Raw genomic sequence first — 25,933 nt, forward strand, 5'->3', positions numbered from 1 at the left:
GCACCCCCTTTCCTCATCACTCCGCGTACTTCAACTATGGCAGTCAGGACCGCACGATGCCCAGTATCTCAGCAACCAATGCATCGACATCCGGGGTGGTCGGTGCCTCGACGTTGAGACGAAGCAGCGGTTCGGTATTCGAGGCGCGAAGATTGAACCACGCCCCGCCCTCGAGCTCGACCGTCACGCCGTCGAGCCGGTCCACGGAGCGCGACCTGTCGGCGAATGCAGACAGCACTGCCTCGGTACGTTCGGCGGCATCCGCGACGGTCGAGTTGATCTCGCCGGATGCCGCGTACCGCTCGTACTTCGCCATCAGCTCCGAGAGTGGACGATCCTGCTCCCCCAGCGCGGCGAGAACGTGCAGCGCCGCGAGCATGCCGGAATCGGCGCCCCAGAAGTCGCGGAAGTAGTAGTGCGCGGAATGCTCGCCGCCGAAGATCGCGCCCGTCTGCGCCATCTGCTGCTTGATGAACGAATGCCCGACCCGCGTCCGCACCGGCACCCCACCCAGTTCGGCCACCAGTTCGGGGACGGCGTGCGAAGTGATCAGGTTGTGGATGATCGTCGCGCCCGGCTCCTTCGCGAGCTCACGCTCGGCGACGAGGGCAGTCACTGCCGAAGGCGAGACCGGAAGCCCCTTCTCGTCGACCACGAAGCAACGATCCGCGTCGCCGTCGAATGCGAGGCCGATGTCTGCACCGGTCGTCGTGACGTACTTCTGCAAGTCGACGAGGTTCGCCGGGTCGAGGGGGTTGGCCTCGTGATTGGGAAACGTTCCGTCGAGTTCGAAGTACAGCGCCTCGACCCGTAACGGCAGCGGATCGAACACTGCGGGAACCGTGTGTCCACCCATACCGTTGCCGGCATCGACAGCGACCGTGAGCGGGCGCAGTTCCGAAAGATCGACAAGGCCCCGAACGAAGGCTGCGTAGTCGGCGAGCACGTCCTGCTCGGAGATCGAGCCGTGCGAACCTTCGTACTCCGGCACACCCGCGACGAGTTCGGCGGAAATCGTGGCGAGCCCCGTGTCCTGGCCGACCGGCTTCGCGCCGGCACGGCACAACTTGATCCCGTTGTAGCGGGCCGGATTGTGGCTGGCGGTGAACATCGCGCCGGGGCAATCGAGCAGCCCGGAAGCGAAGTACAGCTGATCGGTGGAGGCGAGTCCGACGAGAACCACGTCGAGCCCCTGCGCGGTGACACCCTCTGCGAACGCACGCGACAACTCCGGGGAAGAATCGCGCATGTCGTGCCCGATCACGACGCGGTCTGCTGCGGCGTCCTCTCGAACGAGGCGCGCGAACGAACCGCCCACCTCTCGAACGAACGCGGCGTCGATTTGTTCACCGACGACTCCCCGCACGTCGTATGCCTTGATCACGGCATCAACGGACTCGGCTGATCGCGCCACTTCTGATTTCTCCTTCACAGACACCAGTGCTGGCGCAAGCCTAGTGCCTCATGGATCGTGGGTGCCCCGCAGCCGCTGAGCGCAGCCGGAGTTCCGTGGCGGAACCGGTCAGGTCGCGGGATCGGGCAGCACTCGCAAGTGCCCACGACGACCCGTGCGCGACGATCCGGACTGTGCCGCGACCTGCACGCCGTCATCGCCGTGGTCGACGTGCTCGGTACGAGCGCGATCTCCCATGCCTGCCTCGCGTACCGCCTCGGCGAGCGCGGTCAAGTCGTCCTCGTCGGGCGTACTCGACGAGAAACCACCCTCGTAGCGAACCAGTTCCCACCCCTTGGGCGCCGTGATCCGAGAGCCATGGGTCTCGCACAAATCCCACGAATGCGGCTCGTCGACGGTGGCCAGTGGCCCCACGACGGCGGTGGAATCCGAGTAGACATACGTGAGTGTCGCGACAGCCGTGTTCTTGCACGCGGGGCGGCAGCATCGACGTAAAGATCTCACAATTGGGAACCCTAGCCCTCTCGTCGTCGCAGACCTACTCGGACACACCGGGCGGTGCGCATCGGAACATCACAGCTCGGTGTAGCACTCGGGTCGACACTCTCACCGGGAGTCTTCTGTCGTAATGTCGCGTCCATGTCCCGAGCCCGATCCAGACGACAGACCACGAGCCGTTCCGTGGATCGGCGTGGACGTGGAGTTCGCAGTTCCGTGTTCCCCCCGGACGTGCCCGCGCGTAGAACGCGGGCGGAAAAATTCGACTTGGTGGTACTCGACGCTTTCACACCTATCGACGCGATGTGGCACGACCGGCTGACGAAGCTGGACATCGCAGTCGACGAGGTACCGAAGATTCGCGCACTCGATCCGGACTCCGTGAACTGGCCGGACGAAGTGGTAGCCGACGGCCCCGTTCCCCTGTCACGGCTCATCCCCGCCGGCATCGACAGGCACGGCGTCGCAACGCGTGCACGAGTCGTCCTGTTTCGGCGACCACTCGAGCGTCGATCGGAGGATCCGGACGATCTCACGGATCTGGTCCACGACGTTCTCGTGCACCAGGTGGGCACCTACCTCGGTGTCGCCCCCGAAGTAGTCGATCCCACTCTGCCGGGCGAAGACGACGACTGACGCGGTCGATCGATCAGAGCAGGCGTCCCCTCGCAGGACCCGGCCTCCCCTCGCAGGAGTAAGCGTCAGATGATGCCGCGCTTGAGGCGGCGCCGTTCACGCTCCGACAACCCGCCCCAGATACCGAACCGCTCGTCGTTGGACAGGGCGTACTCGAGGCACTCGTCCTTGACCTCGCAACCGAGGCAGATTCGCTTGGCTTCCCTTGTCGAACCGCCCTTTTCGGGGAAGAACGCCTCGGGGTCGGTCTGTGCGCACAGCGCACGTTCCTGCCACTGGTCCTCGATCGTTTCGAACATCTCGTCGAACCCGGGAACCAGACTCAACGTGGGCCGGTCGAGTGGCCCTTCTTCACGTACGCGGGCGCCGTCGGCTGCGCCTGCTTCGGAATTGGTCTGCGGTTCGTAGCTCGCTGTGCTCGCGCCGTATTCGAACTCGGCATGCTCATTGGGCATCGTTCCGCCTCCTCACCTGTGATAGCGCAGACATTTCTCTCGCTCGATCTGCCGAGGCAGGTTCGAACGCGGTAACCATGCCGCAACTCGAAGCGAACGCCGAGATCCGGAAACTCCGGTTCGAACGCGCGTTCGAATTGATAGATGCTGCAAGCGATCTCACCTCGCAACAACCGAATGACATGTTTGTGATTACACACGCCCAGCGTGTCGCGGTCAAGCGAACGGGAGAATCTCCATTACTATTTCGCGCCGATCCGGCGTCGGGAGGGCGCAGGAATCCCGGCAACCTCACCGAAATCTGTTTGCGGTGAGGTTGCGCACCCACCCCACTGACCGTACGTCTGCGGAACGCATAGGCTCGGGGCCGTGAACGTGACTGTATTGGTTGGCGGCGTCGGCGGGGCGAGATTCCTACAAGGCGTGCAGAGTTTTCTGGGTGGAGTTTCTGCCGGTGAGGGCGCCGAGGGAGCCCACCGGATCACGGCAGTGGTGAACGTCGGCGACGACGTCTGGATGCACGGGCTTCGGATCTGCCCGGACCTCGACACCTGCATGTACACCCTCGGCGGTGGCATCGACACCGAGCGCGGCTGGGGCCACGTCGGCGAAACCTGGAACGCCAAGGAAGAACTCGCAGCCTACGGCGCCAAGCCTGACTGGTTCGGCCTCGGCGACCGAGACATCGCCACGCATCTGATCCGAAGCCAGATGCTGCGCACCGGATATCCACTGTCGGCCGTCACGGAAGCCCTGTGCAATCGGTGGCGGCCGGGCGTGACCTTGCTCCCGGTGACCGACGACCGCAGCGAGACGCACGTCGTCGTCACGGATCCGGAGGACGGCGAGCAGAAAGCCATTCACTTCCAGGAGTGGTGGGTACGCCATCGCGCCGAGATCGAGACGCACAGCTTCGCTCACATAGGCGCCGAACAGGCGAAGCCGGCACCCGGGGTGCTCGAAGCCATCGAGTCCGCGGACATCGTGCTGATCGCCCCGTCCAACCCCGTCGTCAGCGTGGGCGCCATCCTGGCGGTACCCGGAATTCGTGGCGCTCTGCGCACCACGTCGGCCAAGGTCGTCGGCTTGTCGCCGGTCGTGGGTGGAAAGCCGTTGCGGGGCATGGCAGACCAATGCCTCGACACCATCGGGGTCGAGACGTCTGCCGAGGCCGTGGGCCGCTACTACGGTGCGCGAAAGGCCACCGGGCTCCTCGACGGGTGGCTCGTCCACGAGACGGACGAAGCCGAAGTGCCCGGCGTCGAGGTGCGCAGCATCCCACTGATCATGAACGACCCGGAGACCACGGCCGAGATGGTCCGAGTCGCCTTCGACATCGCAGGTGTGAAGCCATGAGCGACCACGCTCCCGGCCGGTCCGTCGAGATTCACCCCGTCGACGGTCTCCCCGAGTTCCGACCCGGAGACGACCTGGCCGGCGCACTCGTGGCGGGTGCACCGTGGCTGGCAGACGACGATGTCGTGATCGTCACCAGCAAGGTGGTCTCCAAGGTCGAGGGACGCATCGTCGACTCCCCCACCGACCCGGAAGAGCGGGACAGCGCCCGCAGGCGTCTCGTGGACCAGGAGGCCGTGCGGGTAGTGGCCCGCAAGGGACGCACCCTCATCACCGAGAACCGACTCGGGATCGTCCAGGCCGCCTCCGGCATCGACGGCTCCAACGTCGACGGTGGAGAACTCGCACTTCTCCCGGAAGACCCCGACGCGAGTGCGCGCGAGTTGCGCGACGCGATTCGCGAGAAGCTCGGCGTAGAAGTGGCCGTCGTGATCACTGACACCATGGGCAGAGCCTGGCGTACCGGGCAGATCGACGCCGCGATCGGCTCCGCCGGGCTGTCGGTCCTGCACGCCTATGCAGGTTCCGTCGACAGTCAGGGAAACGAACTCGTCGTCACGGAAGTCGCCGTGGCCGACGAGATCGCGGCGGCCGGAGATCTCGTCAAGGGCAAGCTGGGCGGCGTCCCGGTCGCGGTGCTGCGTGGCCTGACACCGCGGGACGACGGTTCCACTGCGAGGCAACTGATTCGTGCTGGGTCCGAAGACCTCTTCTGGCTCGGAACCGAGGAGTCGTTCGCTCGTGGCCGCTCGGAGGCGTTACTTCTCCGCCGTTCGATCCGAGCGTTCTCGACCGAGCCGGTGGAGCCGAACGTCATTCGCAGCGCCGTCGACGAAGCACTCACCGCTCCCGCACCACACCACACGCGCCCCGTTCGGTTCGTCTGGATCCGCACACCCGAGGTTCGTACGAAGCTGCTCACCGCGCTCCGTGAACAATGGCGCGAAGACCTGGCATCCGACGGCTACTCGTCGGGTTCGGTGGACAGGCGTGTCGCCAAGGGCGACATCCTCTTCGACGCCCCCGAGGTGCTGATTCCGTTCTGTGTACCGGACGGTGCCCATCCCTATCCGGACCCGCGCCGCACTGCCGCGGAATCCACCATGTTCACCGTCGCGGTCGGCGCCGCGGTACAGGGCCTGCTGGTGTCCTTGGCAACCAAGGGAGTCGGCAGCTGCTGGATCGGGTCGACCATCTTCGCCGCCGACGTCGTACGTGACGTCCTCGACCTGCCCGGCGACTGGCAACCCTTGGGCGCCATCGCCGTCGGACACCCCCTCGAGCCGCTCGGCCCTCGCGAGGCCGTACCCGCAGGCGACGCACTCGTGGAGAAGTAGATGAGCACCCACTCGTTGCACCGCTCGGCCGTCGACGTGCTGGAGCGTTGGCATCCCACCGACGACTCGGACGAATCTCTGCGTCACACGATGCTCGCGTTTCTCGGCTCCGCGCCGAGTGGATGTCTCCGGGCGCACGCACCGGGCCACATCACGGCCTCGTCGTTGGTCCTCGACGAGTCGGGTGATCACGTACTGCTCACCCTGCATCCCCGGGTGGGTCGCTGGATCCAGCTGGGCGGCCACTGCGAGGAGACGGACGAGTCGGTGGTGGATGCTGCGCTACGCGAGGCCCGCGAGGAATCCGGTATAGAGGCACTGACGGTCGACCCCGAGTTGCTCTCCGCGCACACGCATCCCATCACCTGCTCGCTCGGCGTACCGACACGTCACCTCGACCTGAGATTCGTCGTGCGTGCACCGGCAGGCGCACCGATCACCCGCAGCGACGAGTCGACGGACCTGCGCTGGTTTCCGGTGAACGAGCTCCCTCCTGACGCGGAGAAGGTCACCATCGACAAGATGGTGCGGCTGGCCGAGCTACGTCAGCAAACCGGCTCGAGCTGAGGACGTTTCGCCAGTACGCCGTCACCCGACGACGTTCCGCGCACCCGGCGACCGAGCCACGGAATCAGAAAGTCCTTGGCCCAGACGAGATCCGACTTCCGTCGTTCACCCTCTGCCAGTACCGGCGCCGGACCGAGATCGGGGCGAGTCCCGTCGAGCGCGACTCCGAGAACCTGGAGTACCCGCACAGCCATGTTCGTGTGTCCGGCGGTCGACATGTGCAACCGGTCCCAGTCCCACATCCGCATGTCGTGGTATTCGCCGAATCGCCAGAAGTCCACGACCGTCGCGCCGTGGCGTTCGGCCACCCCGCGCACCAGTTCGTTGTAGATCGCCTGACGCCCACGAAGCAGACCGAACACCGGAGCCCAACCCGAGTCGTAAGCGGTGAAGATCAGCACCTTCGCCCCGGTCGCGGTGAGCTTCGCGATGCCCGATTCGTAGTGTGCCACCAGCGAATCGAGGTCCACACCCGGACGCATCAGGTCGTTACCGCCGGCATAGACGGTCACGAGGTCGGGCCGAAGCTCGACTGCCGCATCGACCTGCTCGTCGACGATCGGCGCCATGAGGCGCCCTCGGACCGCGAGATTGGCGTACGCGAAGTCCGGGCAACCGGCCGAAAGTTGCTCCGCGAGCCGGTCCGCCCATCCACGCAGGCCGTTGGGATACCGATCGTCGGGGTCGCCGACCCCCTCGGTGAACGAGTCACCGAGCGCCACGAAGCGCCGAAAACCGTGGTCGCTCATCACACGTCCGTGCTGAATCTCACGCCGCCGTCCGGCAACTTCACACCGGGCCACACCCTGGCTCCGCGAAGGAGTTCGCAGCGAGCCCCGACGTCAGCGCCGTCTCCGATCACGGCGTCACGAACCAGTGCGCGCGGACCGATCCGGGCGCCGAAGCCGATGATGCTGCGCTCGACGGTTGCGCCGGCTTCCACCACGGCACCGTCGAACACCACGGCACCGTCGAGCCGAGCCCCAGCGCCCACTTCGGCGCCGCGGCCGACCACGGTGCCGCCGATGAGAACCGCGCCGGGCGCGACACCGGCACCGGAAAGAACGAGCGATTCTCCGCGCGGGCCGTCGAGTGCAGGCGAGGGGGCTATTCCCCGCACGAGGTCTGCCGAACCGCGAACGAAGTCCTCCGGGGTGCCCATGTCGCGCCAGTACGAACTGTCGACGTGGCCGAACACCCGAGCGCCGCGCGCCAGTAACGCGGGAAAGACCTCACGCTCCACGGACACCGCGCGACCCTCCGGAATCTCCTCGATGACCGAGCGGCGGAAGACGTAGCAACCCGCATTGATCTGATCGGTCGGCGGATCCTGCGTCTTCTCGAGGAAGGCAGTCACTCGACCGTCGTCGTCCGTGGGCACACAGCCGAACGCGCGAGGGTCTCCCACACGCACGAGGTGCATCGTGACATCGGCCTCGGTCGTGGCGTGAGTGTCCAGAATGCCGCCGAGGTCGGTGCCGCCGAGGACGTCACCGTTGAAGACCATGATGTTCTCGCCGCGCAGCTTCGGGAGCACGTTGCGGATGCCGCCACCCGTCCCGAGCGGATCCGTCTCGGTCACGTAGTCGATCTCGAGACCGAGCTTGGAGCCGTCACCGAAGTGATCTTCGAACACCTCTGCCTTGAACGACGTTCCGAGCACGACGTGCTCGATGCCCGCGTCGGCGATGCGAGCGAGCAGATGTGTGAGGAACGGCAGACCCGCGGTGGGCAGCATCGGCTTGGGCGCCGACAACGTGAGGGGACGCAGCCGCGTGCCCTTTCCCCCTACGAGGACGACCGCGTCCGTGTTCTTCTCAATGGCCATGTGTGGTCACACCCTCGTTCTCTTCCCTACGACGTTCACGCACTGCCGCTGCGACCGCAATTCGCGATCGCGCCGCGAGTCCCCCACGTAGTGCCCAGCGGATCGGCGCCTGCCACCAGTTCGGATGCCGATCCGCCTGGAATCGGTATGCGCTCTGGTGGTGCGCCGGCAACATCAGTTCCGGATGACGCCCGGCGGCGTGCCCCTTCGCGTGGGTCACCTCCGACGTCGGTACGAAGACGTTGAGCCAGCCGGCCTTCCCAAGGCGGTCGCCCAGGTCCACGTCTTCCATGTACATGAAATAGCGAGAGTCGAATCCGTCGATCGTGTCGAACGCCGTGCGCCGCATCAACAGGCAGGAACCGGACAACCATCCGACCGACCTCTCGGTGACGGCCTCGTTCTCCTGCCGGTATCGCCGAGTCCACGGGTTCGACGGCCACACGGTACCGAGCACTGCATGCCCGGCGCCCGACACCAGATCGGGGACCTGCCTCGCAGACGGGTAGACGCTTCCGTCGAGCTCACGAACCAGCGGCCCGAGCGCACCCGCCCGCGGCCAGCGCTGCGCTGCTTCGAGCAGTGCGTCGATCGACCCGGGACTCCACCGGACGTCCGGGTTGGCCACGACCACGAACTCGATGTCACGGTCGATCTCTGCGACCGCACGGTTGATGGCGCCCCCGTAGCCGATGTTGCCACCGGTACGGAGCAGCCGGACGTGCTCGTGGGTCGCGTCGGCGGCCTCCGGCGACCCGTCGGTCGAACCGTTGTCCGCCATGATCACCTGCGGATTTTCTGTGGTCGCCGCGGTGAGCGTGTCCAGAAAATGCTCCAGATGCTCGCCGGGCGAGTAGGTCACCGTCACCACGGCCAGCTTCGAACTCACGCGGGCAAGCGTAGCCGTTCGTCACCGCGGGACCTCACCGCACGTCGGTACCGGCCACGGATCACTCGGCGAGCGCCGCGGCCAGCGCGTCACGCCAGTGCCGAAGCGGAGGCAGTTCGGCCGCCGCCCAGGCCCGGCCGGACAGCACGGAGTACGACGGACGTGGAGCCGGCCGCACGAACTCTGCACTCGTACAACCGCGCACCCGCTCGGGGTCCGCGCCCACCCCTTCGAAGACCGCGCGGGCGAGTTCGAACCAGCTTGCCTGCCCCTGATTCGTCACGTGCAGCAGGGGCGCAGCGCGGTCGCCCGACCCCACGAGATCGAGAAGAGCGTCGGCGAGATCACCGGCGAAAGTGGGCGACCCCACTTGGTCTGTGACGACATTCACGAAGTCGCGTTCACGCTCGAGTCTCCGCATCGTCGCAACGAAATCGGATCCGATACCCGTGTAGACCCAGGCAGTGCGGACGATTCTGGCCTCGGACAGAATCTCTCGCACGGCCTGTTCGCCTTCGAGTTTGGTACGGCCGTACACCGTGCGAGGGGCGGTCGGGGCGTCCGTTTCGTACGGACTGTCGGCTTCCCCGGAAAATACGTAGTCCGTCGACACCTGGATCATCCGAGCACCCACCTCCGCGCACGCGAGGGCAATGTTGCGGGCACCTGTCATGTTGACTTCACGGGCCGCGGTTTCGTCGGTCTCGGCCGCATCCACGGCGGTGTACGCGGCGCAGTTGATCACCACGGAACCGGGACTCACCTGCGATTTCACCGAAGCCAGGTCGGTGATGTCCAGTTCGCTCGAGCTCGGCGCCCGCACGGTGAGACCACGTGCGTTCGCACGCACCACCACGTGCCCGCCCAGCTGTCCACGACCCCCTGTCACCAGAATCTCCGTCACGAGCAACAGTCTGGCACGCCGTTTACGCCTCCCGAGTCCGGAGAGTCCGACCAGTAGCCTTGTCCCCGTGCCACAAGACTCACCCTCCCCCGACGCACGTCCGACGCCCAGGTGGCGCCCGGCGCACATCGCCGTCGCCGTCCTCTCGGTTCTGGCGCTGGTGATCACCGGATTCGCATGGCAGAGCATCGACTCGTTGCGCAACAGCCTCGCAACTGCGGGCGGCCTGGGATTGGGTGAGACCAAGGACGGTGCGATCGACATCCTCATGGTCGGCACCGACAGCCGCACCGACGCGCACGGCAATCCGCTGTCGCAGAACGAACTCGAATCACTGCGGGCCGGCGAGGAAGTCGCCTCCAACACCGACACCATCGTGTTGATACGAGTCCCCAACGACGGAAGTTCCGCTACCGCGATCTCCATTCCCCGCGACTCCTACGTGAAGGTGCCCGGCGTCGGAATGTCGAAGATCAACGCCGCGTACGGCGCAACGAAAGAGAACAAGCGCCTGGAAGAGGTCGAGGGTGGTGCAACGGACGCCGAGGCCGAGACCGAATCGACCAAGGCCGGGCGTGAAGCACTCATCAACTCGGTCGCCGACCTGACCGGCATCAGCGTCGACCACTATGCCGAGGTGGGACTCCTCGGCTTCGTCCTGCTCACGGATGCGGTGGGCGGTGTGGACGTGTGCCTGAACAATGCGGTGAACGAACCGCTGTCCGGTGCGAACTTCTCCAAGGGAGAGCAGACCCTGCGCGGGCCGGACGCGCTCAGCTTCGTCCGGCAGCGACACGATCTGCCTCGAGGCGACCTGGACCGGATCGTCCGCCAGCAGGTGTTCATGGCTTCGCTCGTGAGCAAGGTCCTCAGCGCGAAAACGCTCAGCGACCCCGGCAAACTCAACGAACTCACGTCCGCCGTCCAACGTTCGGTCGTCCTCGACGAGGGCTGGGACATCATCGATTTCGCAAAGCAACTGCAGGACCTCGCGGGCGGGAAAGTGAAGTTCGAGACGATCCCGGTCGCCGACCTCAACGGCATGACCGACTACGGAGAATCGATCGTCAAGGTCGAACCCAAGGCCGTGAAGAAGTACGTCGCGGGCCTGATCGGCGAGGAGCCCACCTCCGAGGAAACGTCCACGACGACGAAGGCGCCCGACATCGACACGTCGTCCGTCACCGTGAACGTGTCCAACGCCGGCAGTACGAGCGGCCTCGCGACCGACGTGGCGAACGTCCTCGCCTCCGCCGGCTACGGAGAGGGCGAGGTCGGCAACTACGACGGCGAGACGGTCAGCGAATCCACGGTGTTCTCGCACTCGGCCGACGACGAAGGAGCAGCCGCCGTCGCCGCCGAGCTCGGAGATCTTGCAACCGACGAGGACCCGTCGCTGCCGAAGGGAACCGTGCGAGTGGTTCTCGCGGACGATTACAGTGGGCCGACCACGCCGGGCGGGGGTGACTCGAGTACGACCGACAGCTCGGGAACGGACTCGTCCGAGACCGGTTCGTCCGGAAGCGGCGCCACCGCTCCCACCCCGGCTCCCCCGGGGCCGGCCATCGACGCGGGCGCCGAGGGGCCTCGCTGCGTCAACTGACGCCGCGTACGAGAGAACGGAAGCCGTCTTGTCCATGAACCATGCCAATCGCACGCTGACCGACGAGCTGCTGGATCCGATTCTTGCGGCCGATCCGGCGGGACCGCGTGTCACCTTCTACGACGACGCCACGGGTGATCGGGTGGAGCTGTCCGCGATCACCCTTGCGAACTGGGCTGCCAAGACGGCGAACATGGTTCGCGACGAGTTCGCCGTCGAACCGGGGGCCCGCGTGGCGGTCCTGCTCCCCGCACACTGGCAGACCGCCGCCGTGGTCCTCGGATTGTGGTGGGCCGGTGCCGAAGTGGTGTTGGAGGCCGATCCGGATGTGGACCTGGCCATGGTCACGGCCGATCGCCTCGGTGACGTGGAGGACGTTGCGGAAGTTGCGGCGCTCTCGCTGGACGCATTCGGGCGCCCTGTTCCGGACCTTCCCATCGGGATCACCGATTACGCGACCTCCGTACGGGTCCACGGCGACCAGTTCCGTCCGACCGTCGCCGGGCCGGCTCTCGCCGGCCGCAGTGTCGAAGAAATACGTTCCGCCGCACTCGAATCCGCAGCGAAACAGGAATTCGGGGGCGCCGACCGAGTGTTGTCCTCTGCGGACTGGAACACCACGGACGGCCTGGTGGACGGCCTGATCGCCGTTCTCGCAGTGGGTGCGTCACTCGTTCAGGTGGCGAACCCGGACGCGCAGAAGACCGAACGTCGAGCCGTCACCGAAAAGGTCACCGCCCGCCTCTGACACCCCTGTGAGCGGTCAGCGAGTCCAGAGAGTCGTCGACCGCTCACAGGCGCAGCCTCACCCGAGAAGCTTGTCCCGCAGCGCTTGGTCCTTTTCCAGCACCATCTTTTCGAGCCCGTTCTGGAAGGCGGTCATCCGCGACTGCAGATCCTGATCGGCGGCACCGAGAATGCGCACCGCGAGCAGGCCGGCGTTGCGGGCTCCGCCGATCGATACGGTCGCGACCGGGACGCCCGCAGGCATCTGCACGATCGAGAGCAACGAGTCCATTCCGTCGAGATACTTCAGCGGAACCGGAACACCGATTACGGGCAACGGTGTCGCCGACGCCACCATCCCGGGCAGGTGGGCGGCGCCACCCGCACCGGCGATGATCACCTGCACGCCGCGGCCGGCCGCGTCCTTCGCGTAGTCGAGCATTCGCTGCGGCGTCCGGTGGGCGGAAACGACGCCGACTTCGAAGCGCACACCGAATTCGGCGAGTGCCTCCGCGGCTGCCTCCATCGTCGGCCAGTCCGAATCGCTGCCCATGATCAGTCCGACCTGTGCACCCTGTTGTTCACTCACCGTGTTCGTCCCATCCGTCGGTCCACTCAGCGTGGGAAAGCCAATGTGCGGCGCGCTCGGCGCGCTCACGCACCGTCGCCACGTAGTCCTCGTCGTCGAGCGAACCCGGCCCGCCGACGATGTTCACATGACCGATCTTGCGGTCCTTTCGTTCACCCTTGCCGTAGAGATGGATGCGCGCATCCGGCATCCGGGCCATCAGATGGTGGACTCGTTCGTCCATGCTCATCTGCGGCGCCTCGGGGGCACCGAGAACGTTCCCCATGACAGTGACCGGCGCGGTCGACGACGTGTCACCGAGCGGATAGTCGAGTACGGCCCGCAGGTGCTGCTCGAACTGAGACGTCCGAGCGCCGTCCATGGTCCAGTGTCCGGAGTTGTGCGGACGCATGGCCAGTTCGTTGACGACGAGCTTGCCGTCGGGGGTCTCGAACAGCTCGACTGCCATCGATCCGACCACCCCCAACTCCGCGGCGATCCGCAGTGCCAGACCTTCGGCCTCCCCTGCCAAGTCGTCCGAGAGGCCGGCGGCGGGCGCCACCACGACCGCGCACTGCCCGTTCCGCTGCACGGTCTCGACCACAGGCCAGGTCGCACCCTGCCCGAACGGCGACCGGGCCACCATCGCGGAGAGTTCCCGACTCATGTCCACCTTCTGCTCGACCATCAGGGTCGCGCCGGCGTCGAGTTGCTTCGCGACGATCGACTCGGCTTCGTCGGAATCATCGACGATCCACACCCCACGGCCGTCGTACCCGCCCCGAACCGTCTTGATCACGACGGGCCAGCCATGTTCTGCGCCGAACTTCACGACGTCCTCGGCCCACGTCACCTCGGCGAACGCCGGAACGGGGACGCCGAGCTCACGCAGCTTGCGGCGCATCGCCAGCTTGTCCTGCGCGTAGACGAGGGCCTGCGGCGGCGGCTGAACGTTGACTCCCTCCGACACCAGGACGTCGAGGTGGTCGGTGGGGACGTGCTCGTGATCGAACGTGAAGGCATGCGATCCCTCGGCGGCTCTGCGCAGCGCGTCGAGGTCGGTGTGCAAACCGAGAACGACGTCCGGACTCACCTGCGCCGCCGGCTCGTCCGGCCCGCCGGACAGCACGCGGAGCGTCTGCCCGAGAGCGATCGCCGCCTGATGCGTCATGCGCGCGAGCTGTCCACCACCGATCATGGTGACGACGGGTTGCCCGGAGTCGAGTGCGCGCGGGCTCGAGGGCCGCGCAGCGGGCGAAGTGGATTCTGGGTCGGAAATGCCGGTCACAAGTGACCATGGTGTCACGTCGGCGCTGGTGCGCTGCCCGTAGGTGGCCTGCCACCGGTGGTCGCACCGTCACCGTGCGCCGTTCGCTTTCTGTGATTCTGCTGATGATCTGGTTACCAATTGGTGATATCGGGTGATCGTTTCGTAAACTCGAGAGTTGTGTCTTTCGTCGACGGGGTTGTCACCCGCATACCCCAACCCTTCCGCGACCTCGCGCTGCGTCATCGCGAGCTGATCAAGTTCGCGATTGTCGGCGGCACGACGATGGTGTTCGACCTGGCGATCTTCTACACCCTGAGTCTCACGATCCTCGAAGAGAAGCCGACCGTGGCGAAGATTCTCTCCGGTGTGCTGGCAACCGTGCTGAGCTACATACTCAACCGTGAGTGGGCCTTCAAGAATCGCGGCGGTAGAGAACGGCACCACGAGGCCCTTCTGTTCTTCACGATCAGCTTGATCGGCGTGGTGCTTGCCGCCGCTCCGCTGTGGATTGCCAACAACATCTTCGACATCAGGGCGAGTACCGAAAGCCTGACCACGCTGGTCGTCGTCGACTTCGTCCTCAACTACATCATCGGCAATCTTCTGCAGATGATGTTCCGGTTCTGGGCGCTGCGGAGGTTCGCATTCCCGGAGGTATACGGCACGTTCGACACCGAGGACACCACCGACGAACTGGAAGAAGAAGCCGGACGGTCCTGAGGCAGTCAGCGAGGCTCGCGGTTTCCCACCACGCGGGTCGGAGCAGGTTCGCGGCCGATCGGCACGAAGACCGCGAAGAGCGCAGGGCGACGACGCTGCAATTCGATCCGTCCGCCGTCCGCCTCGATGAGAGCCCGGGCGAGCGCGAGGCCCACACCGGTGGAGCCCGCCCCGGAGAACCCGCGGTCGAAAACGTGCGGCGCGAGGTCGTTGCTCACGCCGTCACCCTCGTCGGCCACCTCCACACACACCATCGAGTCCCTGGTCGACCCTGTTCGCCCGGCGCCCCGCGCGAGACGCACCGCCACGGTGCACGTACCGGCGCCGTGCACGAAGGCGTTGTCCACGAGCACCGACACCGCCTCTCGCAACCTCGAGCCGGTCGTGGATGCCATCACGTCCACGTCCCCCCGAAGCATGAGAGTGCGGCCGACGTCGTCGAAAGGCCGTTCCCAGTCGGCCAGCACGGCGCCCAACTCCTGCACGACGGAGACCTGCTTCTCCTCCCCACTGCTGCGGGACGAGCGAACCAGTTCGTCGATAGCGTCGGTCAGCCGGTCGACCTGGGCCATGGCCTCGTCTGCCTCCTCCACCACAGCGGGATCGGAGTGCTCCGAGAGCTCGTCCAGTCGTAGCCGGACAGCGGTGAGGCGACTGCGCAATTGATGCGACACGTCTGCCACCAAAGTGTGTTCACGTTGGAGACGGCCCGCGATCTCGACCGTGGCGGAATCGAGTACGTCCGAGACACGATCCAGCTCGGCGATCGAATGACGGCGCGGGTCCGGGTGGAAGTCACCCTCTGCGAGGCGGGCCGCGCGGTTCGCCACATCGGACAACGGGTCGGCGAGGCGCTTTGCCGTCAACACCGCGACGGCCGTACCCACGGCTATCGAGATCAACACCAACAGCCCGACCGCGCCCACGGCCTGACGCTGCTGGGTACGCATCGCATCGGACGGGACTTCGAGCCGGAGCGACCCGGACGAACCCATCGCCAGCGATTCGATCAAAGGAGACGCGACATCGTGGACGCCGATATCGACTCGTGCCGCGTTCTCGTGGGCCGTGGGGTAGATGACCACCAGACGCCCGTCCCTCGGCGTGAGCAGGTCGAGGGAGGCCGTGTTCAGCTCCCCGCCGACGACGCCGTCCGGGCCCTCCTGCGAGATGATCTCGCCGGCCATCCGGTCGAGACGATTCTGCAGGTCGCTTCGAGTGAGGTCCTCGACCCACAACCACGCCGTATAGATCAGCGGCACCCCGAGGAGGAGCGCCGTGAGGATCACCACCCCCAGCGTGGACTGAAGAATTCTGCGCCGCACTGCCGGTGCCTAGTCGTTGTTGATGCGGAACCCGACGCCGCGCACGGTCGCAATCCGCCGTTCGGCTACCGGCCCCTCGTCGCCGATCTTTCGGCGCAGCCACGACATGTGCATGTCCAGGGTCTTCGAGCCGCGTAGCTCCACGTCACCCCACACCTCGGCGAGGATGTCCTCCCTGGCGACCACCTGACCGGCGTGCTCGAGAAGCACGCGCAGCAATTCGTACTCCTTGTTCGCCAGTGCGACCTCGCTGCCGCCCACCAGCACTCGGCGCGCCGCAGGCTCGAGTCGAATGTCGCCGACCTCGACCACCGAGTCCTCGCCTCCGCCGCGCCTACGCAGCAGGGCACGGACCCGCGCCATCAACTCCGCGAGCCGGAACGGCTTTCCCACGTAGTCGTCCGCACCGGCGTCGAGACCGACCACGAAGTCGACCTCGTCGGTCCGCGCGGTGAGCATGAGGACCGCGAGGTTCGAATTGTGCGAGCGGACCTGCCTGCACACCTCGAGCCCGTCCATACCCGGCAGGCCGAGATCGAGAATCAACAGATCGAAGTCGTCTTCGAGCGCCTTCTGGAGCGCCGCGGGCCCCGTCTGCTCGATCGTGACGGTGTACCCCTCACGTCCGAGCGCGCGCGAAAGTGGGGCGGCAATGGCCTCGTCGTCTTCGGCCAACAGAACTGCAGTCACGAGACAACTGTACGGAGGTCGGTCACCGGTACGGACCGCGATGGGTCATCGGTACGGATCCATGGCATCGAATACCTCGTTGTAGAGAAGTGCGTGCACCCGTTGAACGTGGGGAATGTCGTCGAACTCGAGGGGATCGTCCGAAGCGGACGCAATGACCAGCGTTCCCGTCCGCACGATCCGATCGAGCACACCGTGACGGAATTGCACGTTGCTGATCCGGCCCATCGGGATGTCGATACCGGTGTGGGTGAGAACGCCCTCGCGGATCAGGACGCGGCGGTCGGTGACGATGAAGTGGGTGAACTTCCAGCGCACGAACGGTGCGAGCGCGCGCATCCCGACGACGATGCACCACAGCGCGACGATCGCGATCGTCGCCACCGTCGACGCGGTGTCTGCGAGCTTGCTGCCTGCGAGCCCGAGCGCGAACCCGGCCACTGCACTGGACAGAACGAACACGAACGCCGGAACGATCAGCATCTTCCAGTGCGGATGACAGTGCAGCAGCAGCTCTTCGTCCTCTGCGAGCGCATCCTCCGGATATCCCATGGGAAGAGTGTGCCTAACTCGGGTCGGTCGCGCGAAGATGGGTGATATCGCCTGCCGACACCGCGAACGGCTCGCCTCCCGCCTCGGGTGCGATGACCAATCGGCCCTGCTCGTCGACATCGGCCGCCGTTCCCAGTATCCGGTTGTCGCCAGGCAGTTCGGCACGTACCCGACGCCCCAGGGTTCCGCAGCATTCCCGGTAGGTCCGCGCCAGATCGGTTACTTCCCACGCTGCGTCGTGCCACCGTGTCCAGTGCTCTGCGAGGCGGTCGAGCATTGCCCGCACCAGGACCGTGCGATCCGTGGTCGAAGCGTTCTCGAGCAGCAGGGACGTGGCCGTGGGCACCGGCAACTCCTCCGCCGTGAGGCCGACGTTGAGCCCGATTCCGACCACGACGACCGGGTCCGGCGTCACCCGCGCCACCTCGGCAAGGATGCCCGCCACCTTCCTCCCTCCGACGAGGATGTCGTTCGGCCACTTCAGATCCGCCTCGACCCCCGCCACGGACCGAAGGGCCTCGACCACAGAGATACCGGTGAGAAGCGGAAGCCAACCCATCCGGGCCGGACTCATACCCGGCAGCGTCAGCGCTACCGAGACCGCGATCTGTGCGCGCGGTGGCGTCACCCAACTGCGGGAGTGCCTGCCGCGCCCGTTTCCCTGGAACTCGGCCAGCAGAACGTGTCGGTCCGACTCGCCCACCGCGACGCGCTCGAGCAGATCCGCATTTGTAGAACCTGTTTCAGAAACGACGTCGAGCCGTCGCCAGAACTTCGGTGGGTCCTCGTCGATCTCCGTCCGAACCAACGCGCGACGCAGGTCACACTCGTCGAGGGCCGAAAGATCGGGGGCTGTCCACATTCCGCCAGCCTATTCCGTGGCCGAAACGTACTCGCCAGTAGGCAATACTCGGAGAGTTCACAGAATCCGACCTGCCTTGTCAGACACCCCCTGCCCCTGGTTAAGCTCACCAGTCATGACCACTGTCCAGGAGCCCACTGCCCCCGAGGCGGCGTCGAAGCCTGATATCCACACCACTGCCGGAAAGCTCGCCGACCTGCGCAATCGCCAGGAAGAGGCCCAGCACCCGGGCGGCGTCGCCGCGGTGGAGAAGGTTCACGCCAAGGGCAAGCTGACCGCTCGCGAGCGCATCACCGCGCTCCTCGACGAGGGGTCCTTCGTAGAACTCGATGCACTCGCACGCCACCGCAGCGTCAACTTCGGCCTCGCCGAGAACCGTCCTCTCGGCGACGGCGTCGTCACCGGATACGGCACGATCGACGGCCGCGACGTCTGTGTCTTCTCCCAGGACGCCACCGTCTTCGGCGGCAGCCTCGGCGAGATCTACGGCGAGAAGATCGTCAAGGTCATGGACCTGGCCATCAAGACCGGCCGTCCGCTGATCGGCATCAACGAGGGCGCCGGCGCGCGCATCCAGGAAGGTGTCGTCTCGCTCGGCCTGTACGGCGAGATCTTCCACCGCAACGTCAGGGCGTCCGGCGTCATCCCGCAGATCTCCCTCATCATGGGAGCTGCGGCCGGCGGACACGTCTACTCCCCCGCGCTCACCGACTTCGTCGTGATGGTCGACCAGACCAGCCAGATGTTCGTCACCGGCCCCGACGTGATCAAGACCGTCACCGGCGAGAACGTCACCATGGAAGAGCTGGGCGGTGCGCACACGCACATGGTCAAGTCGGGTGTTGCGCACTACGTCGCCTCCGGCGAGCAGGACGCGCTCGACTACGTCACCGAACTGCTGTCGTACCTGCCTTCCAACAATCAGGCAGCTGCGCCGCGCATGCTCCCGTCCGACCCGTTCAACGGATCCATCGAGGACTCGCTGACCGACGAGGACATCGAACTCGACACGCTGATCCCGGATTCGGCGAACCAGCCGTACGACATGCACGAGGTCATCCGGCGCATCCTGGACGACGACGAGTTCCTCGAGGTTCAGGCCGAGCGGGCCATGAACATCGTCGTCGGCTTCGGACGTGTGGACGGCCGTAGCGTCGGCATCGTCGCCAACCAGCCCACCCAGTTCGCCGGCTGCCTCGACATCGACGCCTCGGAGAAGGCTGCCCGCTTCGTGCGCACCTGCGACGCGTTCAACGTCCCGATCATCACCCTCGTCGACGTCCCCGGCTTCCTGCCCGGCACCGAGCAGGAGTTCAACGGCATCATCCGCCGCGGCGCGAAGCTCCTCTACGCCTACGGTGAGGCCACGGTCGGCAAGATCACCGTCATCACCCGCAAGGCCTACGGCGGCGCATACGACGTGATGGGTTCCAAGCACATGGGTGCCGACGTCAACCTGGCGTGGCCCACCGCTCAGATCGCCGTCATGGGCGCCTCGGGCGCCGTCGGCTTCGTCTACCGCAAGCGTCTCCTCGAAGCCGCCAAGAACGGCGAAGACGTCGACGCGTTGCGCTTGCAACTGCAGGCCGAGTACGAGGACACCTTGGTCAACCCGTACGTCGCTGCAGAACGCGGATACGTGGACGCGGTCATTCCGCCGTCGCACACCCGAGGCCAGATCGTGTCCGCCCTGCGACTGCTGGAGCGCAAGATGGTGACGCTTCCGCCCAAGAAGCATGGGAACATCCCCCTATGACATCGATCGCCGAGGAAGTTGTGCGCACGGAGACATCGGCAGACGAGTCCGTTCCTACCGCCGATCACGCCGACGCATCGACGGTGGACAACACGGTCGACGCCGGAATCTCCGAGCTGTCCGGCGACGAGAGCCCGGATTCGGCTGCTCCAGGCGAACCGTTCGTGAAGGTGGTGAAGGGCTCTCCTACCGACGAGGAGTTGGCGGCCCTCGTCAGCGTTCTCGTCGCTGCTGCGAACTCGGGTGCCGCCGCGCCCGGCTCGTCACGTCCCCCCGAGACCTGGGGTGATCCGGCGCAGTCGCATCGCGTCGCCGCGCCCTTCTCTCCGTACTCGTTCGCCAACCTCGGGTCACACCGACGTTGAGACTGGTTCTCGCCTCTGCGTCACCCGCCCGGCTGTCCGTGCTCCGTAGTGCCGGTATCGAGCCCGTCGTCATGGTGTCTTCCGTCGACGAGGATGCACTGATCGCCGATCTCGGGGCCGAGGCGGCGCCGGAGGATGTGGTGACCGCGTTGGCGCGGGCCAAGGCACACGACGTCCTGGGCCGCGTCTCTTCCGAAGGACACTCGGACGTCGTGGTCGTCGGATGCGATTCGATGCTGTCGATCGACGGCGAACTACAGGGAAAACCTGGGACCGCCGACAGCGCGCGCCACCGGTGGGCGTCGATGGCCGGGCGCAGCGCGTCGCTGTTGACCGGGCACTCGGTGATCCGGATCAGGGGCGGCGAGGTGTATCGCGAGGCCGCGGATTGCAGCGGCACACTCGTGCACTTCGCTTCCCCTTCGGAGGCAGACCTCGAGGCCTATCTCGCCAGCGGCGAACCGTTGAAGGTAGCGGGGGCATTCACTCTCGACAGCCTCGGCGGCTGGTTCGTCGAACGGATCGAAGGTGATCCTTCGAGCGTGATCGGAATCGGCCTACCGCTCGTCCGCCGACTGCTGACCACTGTCGGTGTCGGCATCGCCGAGCTGTGGGCCGACTCCCCTCCCACTCGAGATCTCGACCTCTGATTCGGACCAGCGGTTACGCCGCGGCAGAGTCAGCGACAGCAAGCCGATCGCCACGGCAACCGCCGAGATGATCCACAACACCCGCCGTTCGGCCTGCAGAAATGCTTCACCGGCCGCGCTGCGAGTCGAGTCCTTCGCGACCGCCACCGCATCGTCGAGAAGTTCCTGCTGCGCCGGGCTGGGGTTCTGCATGGCAGGGCCGGACCCTGCCGACAGATCTCGACAACGATCCGGCACCTTCATCGGTGATGTCGACCCGAGTTGGGCCGTCGCGCAGTCCACGAATTTCTGCTCGGCCTGCGGGACGAAGCCGGAGGGAACGCCCTTCGTTTCGAGTTGCGACACCAGGGCGGGACGCTGGTCCTGCACAGCTTCGGTGGCCTGACCGGCCACGAGGTTGAAGAACACGACGCCGATGACAGCGAGACCGATCGAGCTGCCCACCTGCTGCACGGTCGGCAGGAGGCCCGACACCGACCCGGCGTTCTCCGGCCGGACGGTGGCGAGCACGGCAGTCTGCAGAGGCGCAACGAAGAGTCCGAGTCCGGCGCCGCCGATGAACAGCGGTCCGGCGAGCGCCAGCCAGCGAGGGTCGGTTCCCTCCTGCTGCAGAATCCACGACAACCCGACGAGCGAACCCGCGAACAGCGCCATACCCAACGGCAGAACGAGGTTGCCGATCTTTCGGTAGACGGTCGACGAAGCCAGGGCGGCCAAGCCCGTTCCGAGCGCCCAGGGCAGCGTCATGACGCCGGCGCGCAGCGGCGTGAATCCGAATCCGAACTGCAGCGTCAGCGAGATCGTGAAGATCAATGACGTGAGGGTGCCGAAGAAGACGAACGCGAGGACGGCACCGATCGAGAAGGCCCGGTCTCGGAACAGGTGCAGCCGCAGGACCGGATCGCCGCCCCGCTTACCGAGCTGCCATTCGTAGAGCACGAAAGCCACGAGCACTGGGATCGAACACAACAACATCGCCACGATCGGAGCGGGCCATCCGCGTTCACGGCCCTCCGCCAGCGGGAAGATCAGCAAGAACAGACCGACCGCCGAGAGCACCGCCCCACCGACGTCGAGCCGGCGCACACCGTCGGGCTTGGCATCCACCAGATAGAAGTAGCCGAGGATCAGCGCAGCGAGACCGATGGGCACGTTGACGTAGAAGATCGACCGCCATCCCCACTGGAAGAGGTCCCATTCGATGAGGAGTCCGCCGACCAGCGGTCCGCAGATCGTGGCAAGTCCGATGGTCGCCCCGTAGATGCCGAACACGCGAGGATGCTGCCGCTTCGGAAAGAGCCCGGAAATGATGGCGAAGGTCTGCGCGGACATCGATCCGGCGGCTAATCCTTGGAAGGCCCGCGACACGACGAGTTCCGTCGGTGTCTGTGCCATTCCACAAAACAAGGAGGCGACGAGAAACACGGCGAGCGCCGTCAGGAACACCCGACGACGACCCAGGAGATCGCCGAGACGAGCAGCCGTGATCAGCGAACAGGCGAACGCCAGTGTGTAGACGCTGACCATCAGGAGCTGCGCGGACACGGACGCACCGAGGTCCACCGCGATGCTCGGAAGGGCGACGTTGACGATGGTCGCGTCGAGGAGTTGCATGAACACGGCAACGAGACTTGTCGCGAGACCGAGCCACGGAACCCAAGGACTTGTGATTTTCGGCTGCGCAACCTGCATTCGGTCAGGCTAGTACGCGTTCGCCTGTCGAACGCGCCGACGTTACAGGAGTGTGAGCAACGTCAAAATCTTGAAATGCTACGCGACGAACCTGCAGGACAAGAGGCTTTCGGTCGCAACTTGACTTGTCTTTCACCGGGCTGTAATCAATCACGTGATCGGGTTCCCCGCGCAGTCTCGCCTGACTTGCCGCATTCTGATGCAGCGCGCCCGTCACCGATGTCGCCCATTACCCACGATCGCAGGAGCCGCTAGATGGACTTGAACTTGATCACCCACTGGAAACCACAACCTGGCAGGGTCGTCGAGTGGAAAGTCAGCGAGCGCAGCGCAAGGGCGGCAGCGGAGGCGCCGGTGGATCCGGCTCTCCCCACGACCATGCAGGAACGGCACCTGCGCCGATCGATGCTTGCGGCCAACAACGGTGACGCGCAGTCCCCGTGGATCGGCATCGCATTCGACTTCGTAGGGCGATTGGACTCCGCAGCGATGACTCGCTCGCTGGAGCGATACGTGTCGCGCCACGACACCCTGCACAGCTGGTTCTCGTTCGGCAACCCCGACGCCGACCCCACCGACAAGAAGAATCCGATCCGCCGACACGTGGTGCCGGCCGAGGCGATCGAACTCGAAGCGGTTCCCGGTGCGGACCTCACCGACCCAGTCCAGGTGCGCGAGCACATCGCCACGCGATTCGCGGACGACACGAGCGCTCTCGGTTGGCCCGCCTTCGTGTTCGGCGTCGTCGAGCACTACCTCGCGGACGGGGGCGACGAGTCCTTCACGTTCTTCCATGCCATCGATCATGCGCACACGGACATGCAGTCGATGATTCTGTTGTTCGCCGAACTGCGCATCATCTACCAGGCCGAACTCGAAGGCACGGAACCGGAACTACCCGAGCCGGGCAGCTACGTCACATTCAGCCAGGAGGAGCGTGAGCGCGCCGCCGCACTCACCCTCGAATCTCCGGAGGTTCACGGGTGGATCGGGCACCTGACCCGCAACGGTGGTTCGTTCCCCGGTTTCCCCCTCGACCTCGGTGCCGAAGACGAGCCGAAGCCGGCGATCGGCAGCCAGTTCGACCTCGCGGACGCCGCCGAATGCGAGAAGTTCGGCGAGGTGTGCAAGGCCAACGGATCCAATTTCATCGGCGGTGTCTTCGCCGCTCTTGCGATCACCGAGCACGAACTCGCCGGACGTGACCGGTACATGGCACTGTCCCCCATCGGTACTCGGAACTCACCGGAATACTTCTGGTCGCAGGGCTGGTTCATCAACCTCATCCCGGTCGGATTCGAGATCGCGGACACGCACTCGTTCGCCGAGCTGGTAGCTCGCGCACAGGAGGCGTATCGCTCGGGAAAGGCCCTCGGTGAGGTTTCCGTCCAGCAGGTGATCGACACCGTCAGCGCGGCCGCCGGACCGGAAGCGGTTGGCCACCAGACCACGTTGGCACCGCCGCCGATCGTGTCCTACATCGACGGTCGCCGCCTGCCGGGCACGCAGGACTACGTATCGACCAAGGCCACAGGCCTCGTCGGCGGAAAGGCCACCCAGATCGCGTCGATTTGGGTGAACCGTGTCCTCGAGGGAACCTGGATGGCGATCTCGCATCCGGATACGGAACCGGCGCACGAGTCGGTCACCGCCTACGCCGAGCGAGTGTCCACGATCATGAAACAGGTCGCCGAACAGGGCGACTACCGGTTCGACCGCGAAGCACCGTCCGACAACGAGGGAGCGGAGACGACCCCATGCACGTAACCTCGATCGACCGATACATGCTCGAACCAGGCGAGATCACCGAGTGGTCCGTGTCCACGGGCCCGGGATCCGTGAGCCAGTCCCCGGTACCACCGTCGTACAACCAGCAGTTCCACCTGGACACGGCCCGCACGCACGGCGTGGGGCGCAGCGTGTGGATGGCAGCCGCGTTCGACCTGCCCGGCACCCTCGACCGTGACGCTCTCGCCACCGCGCTCGAATACTTCGTGCGCAGGCACGACACCCTACAGACGGGATTCGAGGTGGTCGACGATGCGCTTCGTCGCTTCGATCTCGACCCTTCCGACATCGCGTTCGTTCCCTCCGCCGCGGTCCACACGACGTCTGCCGAGGAGGTCCGCGAGCACCTGCGGCACCGATTCACCACGGCGTGCGATCCGCTGACGTTCCCCGCGTACCTGTTCGCGACCATCGAAAGGGAGTCGCACTACACGGTGGTCAGCGCGTTCGACCACACCCTGGTGGACGGATACTCGCTCGTCATCGCACTCGGCGAGCTGCGTCAGATCTACGAACTGCTCACGACGACCGTGGCCGGCGCCGCCCCCACCGAGGACGATGTCACACGCGAACTCGGCGATCCCGGTAGCTTCCTTCGCTACTGCGAACTCGAATCGATAGCGCCGGTCACCGATGCCGAGGATCCGCGCGTACGGGAGTGGGCGCGCTTCTACGAACGCTGCGGGGGAACCGCGCCGAGCTTCCCGATCGATCTCGGTGTCGAGCCGGGCCGACCCGCGCCCCAGGGTGCCGACGTTCGTCCGCTCGCCGATGCCTCGATCACCGACCGTTTCGAGGAGATCTGCCTCGAGAGTGGCGGCAGCCTGTTCACGGGCCTGCTGACCGCGATGGGGTCGGCGGTTCATTCGATCAACGGGACATCCCGGATGCCGCTGCAGTTCCCGCTGCACACTCGCCAGGATGCCCAGTGGGCCAACGCACTCGGCTGGCTCACCACCAGCGCACCGTTGACGGTGGAGATCACCCCGGACGGCGACTTCCAGTCGTCGCTCGCCCACACGCACGCCTCGTTCCGCACCGCGCTCACGCTCAAAGGCGTGTCCATGTCGCAGGTTCGCGAGGCACTCGGAGACGGATACCGCCGTACCCGTACCGACGTGTTCATGGTGTCGTACATCGACTATCGCCGACTTCCGGGCACCGAGGACCATGACGAACTCAACGCCCATCACATCAGCAACGTGACGGTCGCCGACGACGCTCAGTTCTGGATCTCGCGCACGAACAAGGGCTTGGCGTTGCGGTCACGGTTCCCCGAGACACCCACTGCACGTCACAGCGTGACGCTGTTTCTCGACACGTTGCAGAAGGTTCTCGTCGACATCTGCGAGAACGGCGTCACGCCCATCGCGGAACTCACGAGCCAACTCGATCTGACCACCGCGCGCGCCAACTGACGCACGCAGATCGGACGCACTCGCGTACTCCGCATAGACTCGGGTCACAGCCCGAACCGAATCT

General features: G+C 65.8%; 27 protein-coding genes. 13 read left to right on the plus strand and 14 right to left on the minus strand.

Features of this window, described 5'->3' with window-relative positions; genetic code table 11:
- Positions 1-43: 43 nt before the first annotated feature.
- Positions 44-1,414 (minus strand): phosphomannomutase/phosphoglucomutase, encoded by a 1,371-nt coding sequence (locus ACZI8R_RS15920; RefSeq protein WP_463380606.1) that lies wholly within the window; start codon positions 1,412-1,414, stop codon positions 44-46.
- Positions 1,415-1,522: 108 nt separating this feature from the next.
- A complete protein-coding gene (locus ACZI8R_RS15925) occupies positions 1,523-1,918 on the minus strand; it encodes a DUF3499 domain-containing protein (protein WP_463380607.1) in 396 nt (131 codons plus the stop codon).
- Positions 1,919-2,053: 135 nt separating this feature from the next.
- On the opposite strand from ACZI8R_RS15925, the gene ACZI8R_RS15930 reads away from it, so the two are divergent.
- Entirely contained in the window at positions 2,054-2,548 is a 495-nt protein-coding gene (locus ACZI8R_RS15930) for a metallopeptidase family protein (RefSeq protein ID WP_463380608.1), read from the plus strand.
- A 65-nt stretch (positions 2,549-2,613) separates the two neighbouring features.
- On the opposite strand, the gene ACZI8R_RS15935 is transcribed toward ACZI8R_RS15930, so the two are convergent.
- Positions 2,614-2,847 (minus strand): WhiB family transcriptional regulator, encoded by a 234-nt coding sequence (locus ACZI8R_RS15935; protein WP_463380654.1) that lies wholly within the window; start codon positions 2,845-2,847, stop codon positions 2,614-2,616.
- A gap of 233 nt (positions 2,848-3,080) precedes the next feature.
- Between ACZI8R_RS15935 and ACZI8R_RS15940 the strand changes: the two genes are divergently transcribed.
- Genes ACZI8R_RS15940 through ACZI8R_RS15955 form a run of 4 tightly spaced genes read left to right on the plus strand, consistent with a single transcriptional unit; the run spans position 3,081 to position 6,263 of the window.
- Complete coding sequence (locus tag ACZI8R_RS15940) at positions 3,081-3,317, plus strand: hypothetical protein (RefSeq protein ID WP_463380609.1); 237 nt, start codon at positions 3,081-3,083, stop codon at positions 3,315-3,317.
- A gap of 55 nt (positions 3,318-3,372) precedes the next feature.
- Positions 3,373-4,359, plus strand: coding sequence for a 2-phospho-L-lactate transferase (cofD, locus tag ACZI8R_RS15945; protein WP_463380610.1), 987 nt, complete (start codon positions 3,373-3,375; stop codon positions 4,357-4,359).
- A complete protein-coding gene (locus ACZI8R_RS15950) occupies positions 4,356-5,696 on the plus strand; it encodes a coenzyme F420-0:L-glutamate ligase (RefSeq protein WP_463380611.1) in 1,341 nt (446 codons plus the stop codon). The genes cofD and ACZI8R_RS15950 overlap by 4 nt, the downstream gene beginning before the upstream one ends.
- Positions 5,697-6,263: an NUDIX hydrolase gene (locus ACZI8R_RS15955; RefSeq protein WP_463380612.1), complete on the plus strand. Its 567-nt coding sequence runs from the start codon at positions 5,697-5,699 to the stop codon at positions 6,261-6,263.
- Here ACZI8R_RS15955 and ACZI8R_RS15960 read toward each other — a convergent pair.
- From ACZI8R_RS15960 to rfbD, 4 genes are all read right to left on the minus strand, one after another.
- Positions 6,242-7,012 carry an SGNH/GDSL hydrolase family protein gene (locus tag ACZI8R_RS15960; protein WP_463380613.1) on the minus strand — a complete coding sequence of 257 codons (771 nt, stop codon included), beginning with the start codon at positions 7,010-7,012 and terminating at the stop codon, positions 6,242-6,244. The genes ACZI8R_RS15955 and ACZI8R_RS15960 overlap by 22 nt on opposite strands.
- The gene (gene manB, locus ACZI8R_RS15965; RefSeq protein ID WP_463380614.1) at positions 7,012-8,091 is read right to left on the minus strand and encodes a mannose-1-phosphate guanylyltransferase; all 1,080 of its coding nucleotides are present in this window, start codon (positions 8,089-8,091) and stop codon (positions 7,012-7,014) included. Before manB ends, ACZI8R_RS15960 begins: the two co-directional genes overlap by 1 nt.
- A complete protein-coding gene (locus ACZI8R_RS15970; protein ID WP_463380615.1) occupies positions 8,081-8,980 on the minus strand; it encodes a glycosyltransferase family 2 protein in 900 nt (299 codons plus the stop codon). Before ACZI8R_RS15970 ends, manB begins: the two co-directional genes overlap by 11 nt.
- A 61-nt stretch (positions 8,981-9,041) precedes the next feature.
- Positions 9,042-9,884, minus strand: coding sequence for a dTDP-4-dehydrorhamnose reductase (rfbD, locus tag ACZI8R_RS15975; RefSeq protein WP_463380616.1), 843 nt, complete (start codon positions 9,882-9,884; stop codon positions 9,042-9,044).
- A gap of 67 nt (positions 9,885-9,951) precedes the next feature.
- Here rfbD and ACZI8R_RS15980 point away from each other — a divergent pair, with 67 nt between their 5' ends.
- A complete protein-coding gene (locus tag ACZI8R_RS15980) occupies positions 9,952-11,487 on the plus strand; it encodes an LCP family protein (protein ID WP_463380617.1) in 1,536 nt (511 codons plus the stop codon).
- A 34-nt stretch (positions 11,488-11,521) separates the two neighbouring features.
- Positions 11,522-12,235 carry a TIGR03089 family protein gene (locus tag ACZI8R_RS15985; RefSeq protein ID WP_463380618.1) on the plus strand — a complete coding sequence of 238 codons (714 nt, stop codon included), beginning with the start codon at positions 11,522-11,524 and terminating at the stop codon, positions 12,233-12,235.
- A 57-nt stretch (positions 12,236-12,292) separates the two neighbouring features.
- On the opposite strand, the gene purE is transcribed toward ACZI8R_RS15985, so the two are convergent.
- Both purE and ACZI8R_RS15995 read right to left on the minus strand, forming a co-directional pair.
- Positions 12,293-12,802, minus strand: coding sequence for a 5-(carboxyamino)imidazole ribonucleotide mutase (gene purE / locus ACZI8R_RS15990; protein ID WP_463380619.1), 510 nt, complete (start codon positions 12,800-12,802; stop codon positions 12,293-12,295).
- Positions 12,795-14,069, minus strand: coding sequence for a 5-(carboxyamino)imidazole ribonucleotide synthase (locus ACZI8R_RS15995; RefSeq protein WP_463380620.1), 1,275 nt, complete (start codon positions 14,067-14,069; stop codon positions 12,795-12,797). The genes purE and ACZI8R_RS15995 overlap by 8 nt, the downstream gene beginning before the upstream one ends.
- Before the next feature lie 159 nt (positions 14,070-14,228).
- Between ACZI8R_RS15995 and ACZI8R_RS16000 the strand changes: the two genes are divergently transcribed.
- Positions 14,229-14,771 carry a GtrA family protein gene (locus ACZI8R_RS16000; RefSeq protein WP_463380621.1) on the plus strand — a complete coding sequence of 181 codons (543 nt, stop codon included), beginning with the start codon at positions 14,229-14,231 and terminating at the stop codon, positions 14,769-14,771.
- A gap of 5 nt (positions 14,772-14,776) precedes the next feature.
- Here the strand turns inward: ACZI8R_RS16000 and ACZI8R_RS16005 are convergent, their stop codons facing one another.
- Genes ACZI8R_RS16005 through ACZI8R_RS16020 form a run of 4 tightly spaced genes read right to left on the minus strand, consistent with a single transcriptional unit; the run spans position 14,777 to position 18,200 of the window.
- Positions 14,777-16,096 carry a HAMP domain-containing sensor histidine kinase gene (locus ACZI8R_RS16005; RefSeq protein ID WP_463380622.1) on the minus strand — a complete coding sequence of 440 codons (1,320 nt, stop codon included), beginning with the start codon at positions 16,094-16,096 and terminating at the stop codon, positions 14,777-14,779.
- Between the two features lie 9 nt (positions 16,097-16,105).
- Positions 16,106-16,786: a response regulator transcription factor gene (locus tag ACZI8R_RS16010; protein WP_463380623.1), complete on the minus strand. Its 681-nt coding sequence runs from the start codon at positions 16,784-16,786 to the stop codon at positions 16,106-16,108.
- Between the two features lie 45 nt (positions 16,787-16,831).
- Positions 16,832-17,338 carry a PH domain-containing protein gene (locus tag ACZI8R_RS16015; protein WP_463380624.1) on the minus strand — a complete coding sequence of 169 codons (507 nt, stop codon included), beginning with the start codon at positions 17,336-17,338 and terminating at the stop codon, positions 16,832-16,834.
- A gap of 13 nt (positions 17,339-17,351) precedes the next feature.
- The gene (locus ACZI8R_RS16020) at positions 17,352-18,200 is read right to left on the minus strand and encodes a biotin--[acetyl-CoA-carboxylase] ligase (RefSeq protein ID WP_463380625.1); all 849 of its coding nucleotides are present in this window, start codon (positions 18,198-18,200) and stop codon (positions 17,352-17,354) included.
- 115 nt (positions 18,201-18,315) lie between these two features.
- Between ACZI8R_RS16020 and ACZI8R_RS16025 the strand changes: the two genes are divergently transcribed.
- From ACZI8R_RS16025 to ACZI8R_RS16035, 3 genes are read left to right on the plus strand one after another with little or no spacing between them, the layout of a single operon-like run.
- Positions 18,316-19,956 carry an acyl-CoA carboxylase subunit beta gene (locus ACZI8R_RS16025; RefSeq protein ID WP_463380626.1) on the plus strand — a complete coding sequence of 547 codons (1,641 nt, stop codon included), beginning with the start codon at positions 18,316-18,318 and terminating at the stop codon, positions 19,954-19,956.
- Positions 19,953-20,321 carry an acyl-CoA carboxylase subunit epsilon gene (locus tag ACZI8R_RS16030; protein ID WP_463380627.1) on the plus strand — a complete coding sequence of 123 codons (369 nt, stop codon included), beginning with the start codon at positions 19,953-19,955 and terminating at the stop codon, positions 20,319-20,321. Before ACZI8R_RS16025 ends, ACZI8R_RS16030 begins: the two co-directional genes overlap by 4 nt.
- Positions 20,318-20,971, plus strand: a complete 654-nt coding sequence (locus ACZI8R_RS16035; protein WP_463380628.1) for a Maf family protein — start codon at positions 20,318-20,320, stop codon at positions 20,969-20,971. The genes ACZI8R_RS16030 and ACZI8R_RS16035 overlap by 4 nt, the downstream gene beginning before the upstream one ends.
- Here the strand turns inward: ACZI8R_RS16035 and ACZI8R_RS16040 are convergent.
- Entirely contained in the window at positions 20,879-22,663 is a 1,785-nt protein-coding gene (locus tag ACZI8R_RS16040; protein ID WP_463380629.1) for an MFS transporter, read from the minus strand. The two genes, ACZI8R_RS16035 and ACZI8R_RS16040, sit on opposite strands and share 93 nt — an antisense overlap.
- Positions 22,664-22,918: 255 nt before the next feature.
- Between ACZI8R_RS16040 and ACZI8R_RS16045 the strand changes: the two genes are divergently transcribed.
- A complete protein-coding gene (locus ACZI8R_RS16045) occupies positions 22,919-24,430 on the plus strand; it encodes a condensation domain-containing protein (protein ID WP_463380630.1) in 1,512 nt (503 codons plus the stop codon).
- Positions 24,421-25,869 (plus strand): condensation domain-containing protein, encoded by a 1,449-nt coding sequence (locus tag ACZI8R_RS16050; RefSeq protein WP_463380631.1) that lies wholly within the window; start codon positions 24,421-24,423, stop codon positions 25,867-25,869. The genes ACZI8R_RS16045 and ACZI8R_RS16050 overlap by 10 nt, the downstream gene beginning before the upstream one ends.
- The last annotated feature ends 64 nt before the right edge of the window (positions 25,870-25,933 follow it).

It is taken from the genome of Rhodococcus huquni (assembly GCF_055231055.1).